The sequence below is a fragment of the Mesorhizobium sp. M7A.F.Ca.CA.002.05.1.1 genome, from assembly GCF_003998335.1.
In the GTDB taxonomy this organism is placed as follows: domain Bacteria; phylum Pseudomonadota; class Alphaproteobacteria; order Rhizobiales; family Rhizobiaceae; genus Mesorhizobium.
Window position 1 is genome coordinate 1 of record NZ_RZQI01000095.1, and the last position, 11,349, is coordinate 11,349.

Genomic DNA, 11,349 nt, shown 5'->3' on the forward strand with positions numbered 1-11,349 from the left:
GGCCTGAACAATGCCTCGAGCGCCAGCCTGAGCAGGCTGGCCGCCGGGGTGTTGGCGAGCGGCGTGCCACCGGAATCGTCGGCGGCGACGCCGAAGCGCTGGAGCTCGATCGAGACGCGCCGTGCCAATGCGCGATCGCCGGTGACGAGAGCCGCCCTTTGGCCGGGCTGTTCGACCGCGCGCTTGAGCGCGACGGCGATGGCGACAGCTTCATCACGTTCGCTGGCAGCTTCGAGCAAGGTCACCTCGGCGAAGGCGCCGGCAATGTGGGACGCCGGGAAACCGGCACGTGTCTCGGCCCAGAGTTCGGTGGTTTCGGCCGGCCGCAGCGCTTCGCCGACAAGGGCGGCGCGAAGCGCAAGTCGCGGTTCGGCCACGCCAATCTCCTCGACGTCGCTGCGCAATACGCCGATCTTGCCGATCAGCCTGGCCAAGCCATATTGCGGGTGGCCGAGCACGGCTGGACGCGCGCCGGGCGCGGCGATTGCCTGGAACGACGCTTCGTCCAGCGTACGGTCGAGGCCGGGCAGCACGATGGCGCCGCCGGGCAGGCGCGCGATGGCGGCAAGCAGTTCGGCCGTGGCGGGTATCGAGCCGGTCGAGCCCGCGGCGATAACGGGGCCAGCGGGCGGATTGCGCAGCAGCCGCGCCGCCTCGGCGCGGATCAGCGCACTGCGATGCGCGGCCGGATTTGAGCGGTCGCTTTCCGCGAGGAATTTCGGCCAGGCTTCGGTGACGATGCCGAGGAATTCGAGGGTCACCTGCCACCACCCGGCAAGGTTGCCGGTCACCAGATCGGTGAGCTTGGCCCAGTCCGTTCCTTCCGTCTCGATCTCGTCCATCAGCCGGGCGAGATCGCGCGCCAGCCAGATCGCGTCGGCGGTGGAAGCCGGGATGACGATCTCCTCGGCGAAAAGGGCGGCGACATGCGCCGGCAGCCGGCGTTTCCAGGCGCGCACCAACGGCGTCAGCAGCAACAGGCGTTCGATCGCGGCGATCGGCGGCGCGAGATCTATGGCCGCCGATGCCTCGGTCTCGAATGCGGCCTCATCCTCGTCGAACTCGCCCAGTGGCCGGATGACCGGCAGGATCGCCGAGCCGCCGCCGCCGCGTGCCGCCAGGCTGTCGACGAAGACACCCCGCAAGGCACGCGCGGCACGGCGTGTCGGCACATAGATGGTGACATCGGCCAAAGCGAGCGGGTCGCCGTCAAATCGAAACCCCGGAACAAGGCGGCCGGCAAGCAGCGCCTCGGCAAGCGTCGGCAGAAACGGCGCTCCGGGCGGGATCGAGAAAACGCGGCTGGAGCCGCTCATTGCGACTCGATGAGCGCACCGGCGACCGCCGCTTCCGCGAGCGGTACGGCATCGGGCGTGCCGACGGTGATCCAGTGGCCATGCATGGGCATGCCGAACAGGCGGCCGGCCGCGATGGCGGAATCGAAATAGGCGTTGAGCGAGTGCGGCCCGGCCGGTGCACCCTCGAACAGGCGCGGATGGACGATCGCCGCCCCGGCATAGATCAGCCCCGCCGGGTCGCCTTTCGAACGCCGCAAGCCGCCATCCGGCGCCACCAGGAAATCGGTGCTGCCGCAGTGTCCGGTCGCCTGTTGGAGATCCGCCAGCATCAGCAGAATATCCATTTTCGCCGCGTCCCATGCAAGGGCGAGGCGCTGGAGATTGAGAGGACCGTCATCGATCCAGAACGTGTCGGCGTTGAGGATGTAGAAGGGCTGATCGCCCAGTTCGGGCAACGCCTTGACGATGCCGCCGGCGGAATCGAGCAGTTGTTCGCTCTCGTCGGAAATGACGATGTTTGGCGCGCGGCGGGCAGTGACATGGGCGACGATCTGTTCGGGAAAGTAGTGGACGTTGACGACCGCCTTGCCGACGCCGGCGGCGGCCAGGCTGTCGAGGCTCCAGTCGAGCAACGTCTTGCCGGCAATCTTGACCAGTGGCTTGGGAATGGTGTCGGTGATCGGCCGCATGCGTTTGCCAAGCCCGGCGGCAAGTACGATGGCGGTGTCCGGTCTTGCTGTCACAGCGCTCGCTCCTCCAGCAAACCCTGGGCGTCGTAGAACTCGCGCAGGCTTGCCAGCGCCGGATGAGACAGAGCCCGGCGCAGATAGTCGCGGATGCGCGGCAAGTGCTTCAGATAATAGGGCTTGCCGTCGCGTTTTTCGAGACGGACGAAGATGCCGAGGATCTTGGAATTTCGCTGCGCCGCCATGATGGCGTAGGATTCCAGGAAGCTTGCCTCGTCGAAAGCGCCGGCTGCGTGGCGCGCCGCGACATAGGCATCCAGCGTCTGTTTCTCGATCTCGGGCGAGATGGTGACCCGCGCGTCCATGGCGAGCGAGGCGACGTCATAGGCGCAAGGGCCGATCAGCGCATCCTGGAAATCGACGATGCCTAGCCGATCATGCCCGGAACGGTCGCCGCGCCAGATGATGTTTGGCGAATGGAAGTCGCGCAGCATCAGCGTGACCTCGCGGCCTTGCAGCCGGTCGAGGAGCGCATTCCATTGCTTGTGGTAACCGGCGCGCAAGCTCTCGCTTGCCGGAGCGCCAGTGATTGCCGGCACGTACCAGTCGACCAGCAGATCGGCTTCGATCATCATGGCGTCGCGGTCGAAAGGCGGCACATCGTGGAAGCCGCCTTGCCCTGTTTCCAGGCGCTGCGGCCAGGCCCTGCCGTGCATCATGGCCAGCAGCTCAGCGGACGCTGCGTAACGCTCGGCCAGCGGCTGGCCATCGCCGCTGAGGAAACCTTCGGAACCAAGATGTTCGAGAAGCAGGAAACCTTGCTCCTGGTCCTCGGCATGGATTTGCGGAACGCTGACGCCGCCTTCCTTCAAGGCGCGGTCGATGGCAACGAAGGCGGAGACCGACTGAGCGGTATGCGCGATCTCGGCATAGGGCTTGCCGTCGCGCACAGGCGGACCGAGAACCAGCCGTGGCGAGTTCATCAAGACCCGAGGCTTTTGGTCCGGCAACGAAACGATCTCATAGGAGCGGGCCGAAGCATCGCCGATGAAATGGCGGCGCTGCGCTTCCCCCCAGCCGGCGTTCACGAGAAAGTCGCGCATGGCCAACGACCGTGCCGCCCGATCGAAGGCATCACCCTGGCCTGACAATCGCGCCAGCCGGCCTTCGCCATGCTGGACGAGCTCGATCAGGACTGTGGTTTTCGGCAGATGGGCTTCCGCCCGTTCCGGCCATTCGACCAAAGCAGCACCCTGCGCCAGGGCTTCGTCGAGCCCCAACTCATCGATCTCGTCCGCCGAGGACAGGCGGTAGAGATCGAAATGATGGACCGGAATGCGGGTGTCGTAGCTCTGCACCAATGTGAAGGTCGGACTCGGAACATCGAGACCGGCATCGTCGGCCAGGGTCCTGATCAAGGCCCGCGCCAGCGTCGACTTGCCGGCGCCGAGATCGCCCTTGAGGGCAAGCACGTCACCCGGGCGCAGCGACAGCGCCAGATCTTCGCCCAGCCGCGCTGTCTGGGTCTCGTCGGCGAGTAATCGCTCCAGCACCAGTCCGGTCATCGAACGCGCTACTCGGCCGCGGCGCGGATGCCCGGCATGTCTGGAAAGGTGCAGATGACGGTCGTGCCCTTGTCCTTGCCGGTTTCGATGCGAACGCTGCCGCCATGCAGCTCGACGAAGCTCTTGACGATCGACAGGCCGAGGCCGGCGCCGCGCCGGCGGCCGCCATTGGCGCGCGGCTCGAAACGGCGGAACACCGAATCGAGCACATCCGGCGGCATGCCGGGACCATCGTCATGAACCGAGAATTCCACCCCATCCGCCAGATGGCGGCAAGTGAGCCGGATGATGCTGGCTTCCGGGGCGTAATTGGCGGCGTTGCTGAGCAGATTGTAGAGGATCTGGCGGACGCGGACCTCATCGCCGTGAAACGTCTTCGGCGCCGCGATGGCGTCCACCTGGAGACTGATCGAATGCTCTTCCAGCCGGTCGGCCACCAGTTCGGCCGCAGCGGCGATGGTGCGATCGACCTGCACCTCGGAAATGTCGAGCTGCATGATGCCGGCGTCCACCGTCGCCAAGTCGAGTATGTCGTTGACGATGGTGAGCAGGACCGCGGAGGACGAGCTGACATGCTCGACATATTCGCGCTGCTTCTGCGTCAGCGGACCGGTCGTGGGCTGCGACAGGAGTTCGGTGAAGCCGATGATGTTGGTCAGCGGCGAACGCAGTTCATAGGAGACGTGCTGGACGAATTCGTTCTTGAGCTGGTCGGATTTTTGCAGCGCCTCGTTCTTGTCCTTCAGCGCCCGCTCGACATGGACGCTGTCGGTCACGTCGACGAAGGTCATCATCACCTGCCCGTTGGGCAGCGGGATCATGGCGTAACTCAGCACATTGCCGTTGTTGAGCTCGGTCTGTCCGTGGCGGTCGCGGCGCTCGTCGTCAAAGCCGGTGATGGCGGCAACGAAGCTGGGCCAGGGGCTGTCCGCGGCCTGCCGGTCGCAGAGGTCGCGTATCGTCGACACGTGGACACTGGGCTTGGCCGCTTCACCGCTCAATCCCCAGAGAGTGGCAAAGGCAGGATTCGACAGCCGGAGCCTGCCGTCGGGTCCGAACACCGCCACGCCTTCGGCAAGATTGTCGAGCGTCTCGCCCTGAACCCGCACGGCTGTCTGGTAGCGGCTTTCCAGGTCCATCTTCTCGGTCAGGTTCTCGAACACCCAGGTCACGCCGCCCTTGGGCTGCGGATTGGCGACGACGCGAATGGTCTTGCCGTCCGGCAGATGCCACCAATGTTCCTGGGATTCGACGGCGCGATAGGCGCCGAGCAGGCCTTCCTTCCAGCGACGCCATTCAGGCTGTTCGGCGATCTTGCCCTCGCTGCGCAGCCGGTCGAGCAGCAAGGCATTGTCGGGTGCGCTGTGCAGGAAGCCGGCGTCCAACCCCCAAAGCTTCTGGAAGGCTTGGTTGAAGAACCGCAGCTTCTCGTCGGTGTCGAAAATGGCGACTGCCGTGTTGAGCTGGTCGAGCGTGTCGGCGTGGCTTCGCACCGTCCGTTCGTATTCGCCGCGAACGGCCTCAATGGCACTGGTGTCACAGGCAAGGCCGGCCGAGCCATCGCTGCCGGCGAAATCGGTGACCGCGAACACACGGCGGTCACCTTCGATCACGGTGGACAGCGACTGCTCGAAAACCGGATGCGTCTTGTGCTGGGCGGCAATCGCATCGCGCGCCTGGCCGCCGAGGAACTCTTTTTTCTCCCGGACCGCGGCTTCGGCATTTTCGGCTTCGACGGCATCGGCATAGGCGCGGTTGACCCACTTCAGCCCGCCGTCCTCGCCGCGGAGCCATGCCGGCATGTTCAGCGCGTCGAGCAGGCCGATCATCGTGTCGTGGTCGGCGGCCAGCCGCTGGTTCTCGATCTTCAGCCTGGCCTGGCTGCGCTGCGTCTCCGAGAGCGAGACGAAACGCACGAGCACATGCGCGGCACTCTTGCGGCCATGCACTTCGAGCGGCGCACCGGCCTGCGATTCGATGACGAGGTCGAAGGGTTTGGCCTTCTCGCGCAATCCCGCGACGGCATGTTCGAGTGCCGCCGCCGAACGCGGCATCAGCCAGCGGCCGAAAGCGAGAAAAGCGGCCCTATCTTCGGGAGCGCCGCTTTCGACGGGCAATGTGCCGATAAGCTCGGGCTTCTTGTTTTCAGCGGCCCAGACGACGACGCGCTGGTCACGCAGATTGAGCAGCGCCTCGGAGCGGCGGAGCGCCGCGTTGATGTCGGCGAGGCGGCTCCTGAGTTCGACATTCTCCGCCGAGGTGCGGGCTCTTTCGCGGATGAGAACGATGGCCGATATCAGTGCGGCACCCGTCACGCCGACGAACACGGCAAGCTGCATGACCTCGATGGCGCTCACCGACAGTCCCGCGACGCTGGCAGCAGCGGTTTCGGCATGCGCGACGGCGCCAGCCAAGGGGCCCGCGAGCGCGGAGGTGGCAAGGAATGTCGACGCACGGGCGCGCCAGGACAGGCTCCCGCCTTCCAGGGCGGAGCCAGCAATCCCCGAATCGTCATGGCCGCCGGAAACGGCCCGTCCCGCTCTGTGCGGGTGTTGCCCCGGCATGTCTTGGTCCTCTCCGCCGCCTGAATGCAAGACCGCCCTGATGCGTGCCTCTCTTGACCCTCTCGGGCTGGAAGCATCGCCGAATCACCTGACAATAACCCCTCGCCGAATCGCCGTGAAGGCTGATGGCGCGCAAAAATAAGGCCGGGCGAAAAGTCAATCGCCCGGCCTCAATATCTGGTAGCAATTTTAGCTTTGGTTAATAGCGGTAGTGTTCCGGCTTGAACGGACCCTGCGGCGTGACGCCGATATAGGCGGCTTGTTCACCCGACAGTTCGGTCAGACGGGCGCCGAGCTTGTCGAGATGCAGGCGCGCGACCTTTTCGTCGAGATGCTTGGGCAGGACATAGACCTGGTTCTCGTACTGGCCGGGCTTGGTGTAGAGCTCGATCTGCGCCAGCACCTGGTTGGTGAAGGATGCCGACATGACGAAGCTCGGGTGGCCTGTGGCGTTGCCGAGATTGAGCAGCCGCCCTTCCGACAAAAGGATCATCCGCTTGCCGTCCGCGAAGGTGATCATGTCGACCTGCGGCTTGACGTTGGTCCATTTCAAATTGCGCAGCGCGGCGACCTGGATCTCATTGTCGAAGTGGCCGATGTTGCCGACGATGACCATGTCCTTCATCGAGCGCATATGGTCGAGGGTGACGACATCCTTGTTGCCGGTGGTGGTGATGACGATGTCGGCGGTGGGGGCCGCATCTTCCAGCGTGACGACTTCAAACCCGTCCATCGCCGCCTGCAGCGCGCAAATCGGATCGACCTCGGTGACCTTGACGCGGGCGCCGGCGCCCTTGAGCGAGGCCGACGAGCCCTTGCCGACGTCGCCATAACCGCACACGACAGCGACCTTGCCGGCCATCATCGTGTCGGTGCCGCGGCGGATGCCGTCGACCAGCGATTCCTTGCAGCCATATTTGTTGTCGAACTTCGACTTGGTAACCGAGTCGTTGACGTTGATGGCGGGGAAAGGCAGCAGGCCCTTCTTCTGCAGCTGATAGAGCCGGTTGACGCCGGTGGTCGTCTCTTCGGTGACGCCGCGGATCGCCGCCTTCTGCTTGGTGAAGAAGCCGGGCGAAGCCTTCAGGCGCTTCTTGACCTGGGCATAGAAGTATTCCTCTTCCTCGCTCTGCGGGTTGGACAGCACGTCCTCGCCGGCCTCGGCGCGGGCGCCGATCAGGATGTACATGGTGGCATCGCCGCCATCATCGAGGATCATGTTGGAGAGGCCGCCATCGGCCCACTGGAAGATCTTGTCGGTGTAGTCCCAATACTCCTCGAGCGACTCGCCCTTGACGGCGAACACCGGGATGCCGGCTTCGGCGATGGCCGCGGCCGCATGGTCCTGGGTCGAGAAGATGTTGCAGGAGGCCCAGCGGATATCGGCGCCCAGTTCCTTCAGCGTCTCGATCAGCACCGCCGTCTGGATCGTCATGTGCAGCGAGCCGGTGATGCGCGCACCCTTGAGCGGCTGCTTGGGACCGAATTCCTCACGGCAGGCCATCAGGCCCGGCATTTCGGTTTCGGCGATCTCGAGTTCCTTGCGGCCCCAGCCGGCAAGCGAGATGTCGGCGACCACATAGTCCTTGCTACCCGTCATGGCAGTACTCCGATGCGAATGTTGTGCTTGCGAATTTGTTGCGGACACGCCCGCGCCGGTCGGCGCGTCGAAGGGCGCGAATTGCCGGCCTGACTAGCAGATCGGAGCAAGGACGACAATGGGATATAAAGAAATCTTTATCCCTGCATGTCTCTCAGACACGCATCGGCGCTCTACCTGATCAGCATTCCTCGCCAAAGCGGGACGCCACCAGCTGCTCCAGGGCGTCGATGACCTGCCGGGCTTCCGGTCCGCTGGCGGTGACGCGGATCGAATAGCCGGGGCTTGCCGCCAGCATCATCAGGCCCATGATCGAGGTGCCGCCGACCTTGACGCCATCCTTCTCGACATGCACCGAGGCATCGAAGCCGCTGGCCAGCTGGACGAACTTCGCCGAAGCGCGCGCATGAAGGCCACGTTGGTTGATGATGGGAAAATCCCGGACAATTTGGTCTTTTTCCGGGGACAGCGCGGTCATTTGCTGCTCAGGAGCTGGCTGGCGACATTGATGTATTTGCGGCCGGCGGCCTGAGCCTCATCGAGCGCGGCGGCCATATTGTCGCCCTTGCGGATCGAGGAGAGCTTGATCAGCATCGGCAGGTTCATGCCGGCGATCACCTCGGTGCGGCCGGACTCCATCACCGAGATGGCAAGGTTGGAGGGCGTGCCGCCGAACATGTCGGTCAGCACGATGACGCCCGCCCCGGTATCGACACGGGCAACAGCGTCGACGATGTCGCGGCGACGCTGCTCCATATCGTCGTCGGCACCGATCGCCACGGTTTCGAAATTGTCTTGTGGCCCGACGACATGTTCGACGGCATGTCGGAACTCGGTGGCCAGTTGACCGTGCGTTACAAGCACGAGTCCGATCATTCTTTGGTGGCTCCCGTCATCGCCGCTTCACAGGCGCATTTTATGCTCGCCAGCCAATCCAGGCGGCGGGAGCGCTATCTTGTCGACGCACGGCCCGTTGACAAGCCCAAAATTGCGCAGGCACATGCCATTTTGACGCATTGCAGCAAAAAACCCGGAACGGATCATAGAAAAGGCGCGATCGACAGCCGCGCCATCACGACCGGCAAGGCGGCAGCGACGTTGCGTTCGACCGCATCGATACGCGGCACCCGACAGCCGGCGATGCTGGTGTCGGCATCCTCCTGAAAGCGTGCCGTTTCACCGGCCGGCGTCAGGCGGACATGCAAATCGACGATGGCGGCGGGCTCGAACGGCACCGCTCGCGGCCCGAGCCCAGGCACCTCGACGAGGCCTTCTATGATGGCGGGAGCGCGGCAGAGAAGCCGCCCGGCATGCACCTCGACAAAGAGCTGATCGTCACCGACGAGCCGCGAGAACAGGCCGCGATGGCGACAATGGTCGATGAGCGCCAGCGCCAGCGTCGTCTTGCCCGAACCGGAGGCTCCGGTGACGAGAATGCCGCGCTCGCCGATCAAAACCATTGTCGCGTGAATGTTTTCAGGCTGCACGGCTGGACCAGGCGTGGTTGGGATTCATGCTCTCAGCCTTCGGCCGGCAATGTCACCACAAAGCGTGCGCCCTTGATCTCGCCGGGTTTGGTGCCGGGGATGTTCTCGGCGGTGAGCGTGCCGCCATGGGCCTCGACGATTTGCCTGGATATCGACAGGCCAAGCCCCGAATTCTGGCCGAATGCCTCGCCGGCCGGCCGGTCGGTGTAGAACCGTTCGAAGATGCGGTCGATGTTGTCGGCCCGGATGCCGGGGCCATTGTCGTCGACGGTGACGATGTTGAACTTGCCGGCACGCGCCAGCGACAGGCTGATGTGGCCATGATCCTCGGGAACGAAGGAACGGGCGTTCTCGATCAAATTGGTGATGACCTGGCCGATGCGAAGATCATGCCCGACGACGACGTAGCCTTTGACGCCTTGCGGCAGTTTGGCCGCCTTGAACTCGATCTCGACCGCCTTCTTGTTGCGCGTCGCTTCGCGCGAAACGGCGACCAGATCGGTGATGAATTTCTTCAGGTCGACCGTCCCGGCATCTTCACGCGCGAGCTCCGCGTCCAGGCGCGATGCGTCGGAAATATCGGTGATGAGCCGGTCCAGCCGCCTGACATCGTGCTGGATGATATCCATCAGCCGGCCGCGCGAATCGTCGTTCTTGGCCAGCGGCAAGGTTTCCACCGCGCTGCGCAGCGACGTCAGCGGGTTCTTCAACTCGTGCGAGACATCGGCCGCGAAGCTTTCGATCGCCTCGATGCGGGCGTAGAGCGCGTTGGTCATGTCGCGTATGGCGATCGACAGATTGCCGATCTCGTCCTGGCGGTCGGAAAAATCGGGGATTTCCTCACGGCTCTTGACGCCGCGCCGCACCCGCACCGCCGCCGCCGACAGCCGGCGCAGCGGATTGGCGATGGTGGAGGCAAGCAGCATCGACAGGATGGCGGTGACAAGGGCCGCGATACCGAAGACGCGCAGGATCGCCTTGCGCTCGGCGGCGACGATCTTGTCGATGTCGCCGCCTTCGGTCGACAGCATCAGCACGCCCAGGACGGCACGAAAGCGCTGGATCGGCACCGCCACCGAAACGATCTGCTCCCCCTGCTCGCTGACGCGCACGATGGTCGACGGGCTGCCGGTGAGTGCCTTGACCACTTCCGGGAAAGCGGCGCCATTGCCGCCCGGCTGCTCGTGATAGACCGGCAGCTCGGTGTTGCGGAAGAAGTCGAAGACGAATTTCTGGATGCGCTCGACCAGATCGGGCTCTTCCTCCTCAACCGGCGGCAGGTCGTAGCGCAGGATCTGGCCACGCGAATAGAGGTGGCGTGAATCGAGCAGCAGATTGGCGTCGCGGTCATAGATGCGGGCGCGGGTCCTGGTCGGCGAGATCAGCCTTCGCAGCACCGGGGCGACCCGCTCCGGGTTGATCGGGAAGTCGAGGTTGTCGAGTTGGTCGGAGCCCGGCCCCAGGCTTTCGCCGGCCTGCAGTTCAAGCAGCTTTTCCGGGTCGATGCTGATCGAATCCGTCTCGACCGTCGCCGACGCGGCGATCGCGCCGGCGATGATCTCGCCCTGGGTCATCAGGCTTTCGACGCGGGCGTCGATCAGCCCGTCTCGGAAGGTGTTGAGATAGAGGATGCCGGTCACCAGGACGGCAAGGCCGGCAAGGTTGAGGAACAGGATACGCCGTGTCAGGCTGGAAAAGATATGATGGCCAAGGAAACGGCGCATCGGCACCGTGATCTTCGACACGAAGGACGGCATGATCCGCGACGGCCGCCTGGAGGCGCCCGCCGGTCTTGTTCGCTGTGCTTCCACTGCCATCGAATAGCAGGCCCTGCTACTTATGCTTCGCGGAACCGGTATCCGACTCCGTAAAGGGTTTCGATCATCTCGAAGTCGTCGTCGACGGCCTTGAACTTCTTGCGCAGCCGCTTGATGTGGCTGTCGATGGTGCGGTCGTCGACATAGACCTGTTCATCATAAGCCGAATCCATGAGCGCATCACGGCTTTTTACGACGCCTGGACGCTGCGCCAGCGAATGCAGGATCAGGAACTCGGTGACGGTGAGCGTCACCGGCTCGCCTTTCCAGGTGCAGGTGTGGCGCTCCTGGTCCATGACGAGTTGGCCGCGCTCGAGCGAGCGGGCCTGCTG

10 protein-coding genes are annotated in these 11,349 nt (G+C 64.4%); all 10 read right to left on the reverse strand.

Features of this window, described 5'->3' with window-relative positions; genetic code table 11:
- Positions 1–1,316 (reverse strand): double-strand break repair protein AddB (addB, locus tag EN939_RS07525; RefSeq protein WP_127267520.1); only part of this gene is annotated, 1,316 nt, incomplete at its 3' end.
- Positions 1,313–2,041, reverse strand: coding sequence for a nucleotidyltransferase family protein (locus EN939_RS07530; RefSeq protein WP_127267521.1), 729 nt, complete (start codon positions 2,039–2,041; stop codon positions 1,313–1,315). The genes EN939_RS07530 and addB, both read right to left, overlap by 4 nt.
- Positions 2,038–3,549 carry a tRNA (adenosine(37)-N6)-threonylcarbamoyltransferase complex ATPase subunit type 1 TsaE gene (gene tsaE, locus EN939_RS07535; RefSeq protein ID WP_127267522.1) on the reverse strand — a complete coding sequence of 504 codons (1,512 nt, stop codon included), beginning with the start codon at positions 3,547–3,549 and terminating at the stop codon, positions 2,038–2,040. Before tsaE ends, EN939_RS07530 begins: the two co-directional genes overlap by 4 nt.
- 8 nt (positions 3,550–3,557) lie before the next feature.
- Complete coding sequence (locus EN939_RS07540) at positions 3,558–6,113, reverse strand: sensor histidine kinase (protein ID WP_127267523.1); 2,556 nt, start codon at positions 6,111–6,113, stop codon at positions 3,558–3,560.
- A 199-nt stretch (positions 6,114–6,312) separates the two neighbouring features.
- The gene (ahcY, locus tag EN939_RS07545; RefSeq protein ID WP_023810629.1) at positions 6,313–7,713 is read right to left on the reverse strand and encodes an adenosylhomocysteinase; all 1,401 of its coding nucleotides are present in this window, start codon (positions 7,711–7,713) and stop codon (positions 6,313–6,315) included.
- 181 nt (positions 7,714–7,894) lie between these two features.
- The gene (locus tag EN939_RS07550; protein WP_027039963.1) at positions 7,895–8,191 is read right to left on the reverse strand and encodes an HPr family phosphocarrier protein; all 297 of its coding nucleotides are present in this window, start codon (positions 8,189–8,191) and stop codon (positions 7,895–7,897) included.
- Positions 8,188–8,589 (reverse strand): PTS sugar transporter subunit IIA, encoded by a 402-nt coding sequence (locus EN939_RS07555; RefSeq protein WP_010912939.1) that lies wholly within the window; start codon positions 8,587–8,589, stop codon positions 8,188–8,190. The genes EN939_RS07550 and EN939_RS07555 overlap by 4 nt, the downstream gene beginning before the upstream one ends.
- 164 nt (positions 8,590–8,753) lie before the next feature.
- A complete protein-coding gene (locus EN939_RS07565; RefSeq protein WP_164748904.1) occupies positions 8,754–9,200 on the reverse strand; it encodes an HPr kinase/phosphorylase in 447 nt (148 codons plus the stop codon).
- Between the two features lie 32 nt (positions 9,201–9,232).
- Complete coding sequence (locus tag EN939_RS07570) at positions 9,233–11,017, reverse strand: sensor histidine kinase (protein WP_013528336.1); 1,785 nt, start codon at positions 11,015–11,017, stop codon at positions 9,233–9,235.
- A 20-nt stretch (positions 11,018–11,037) separates the two neighbouring features.
- Positions 11,038–11,349 (reverse strand): winged helix-turn-helix domain-containing protein (locus EN939_RS07575; RefSeq protein ID WP_206528270.1); only part of this gene is annotated, 312 nt, incomplete at its 5' end.

What these genes read in the sequence shown, in the direction of transcription:
- EN939_RS07555 (WP_010912939.1), bottom strand. Translation starts at nt 8,589, where the DNA reads ATGATCGGACTCGTGCTTGTAACGCACGGTCAACTGGCCACCGAGTTC.
- EN939_RS07570 (WP_013528336.1), bottom strand. Translation starts at nt 11,017, where the DNA reads ATGGCAGTGGAAGCACAGCGAACAAGACCGGCGGGCGCCTCCAGGCGG.
- EN939_RS07540 (WP_127267523.1), bottom strand. Translation starts at nt 6,113, where the DNA reads ATGCCGGGGCAACACCCGCACAGAGCGGGACGGGCCGTTTCCGGCGGC.
- EN939_RS07550 (WP_027039963.1), bottom strand. Translation starts at nt 8,191, where the DNA reads ATGACCGCGCTGTCCCCGGAAAAAGACCAAATTGTCCGGGATTTTCCC.
- ahcY (WP_023810629.1), bottom strand. Translation starts at nt 7,713, where the DNA reads ATGACGGGTAGCAAGGACTATGTGGTCGCCGACATCTCGCTTGCCGGC.
- tsaE (WP_127267522.1), bottom strand. Translation starts at nt 3,549, where the DNA reads ATGACCGGACTGGTGCTGGAGCGATTACTCGCCGACGAGACCCAGACA.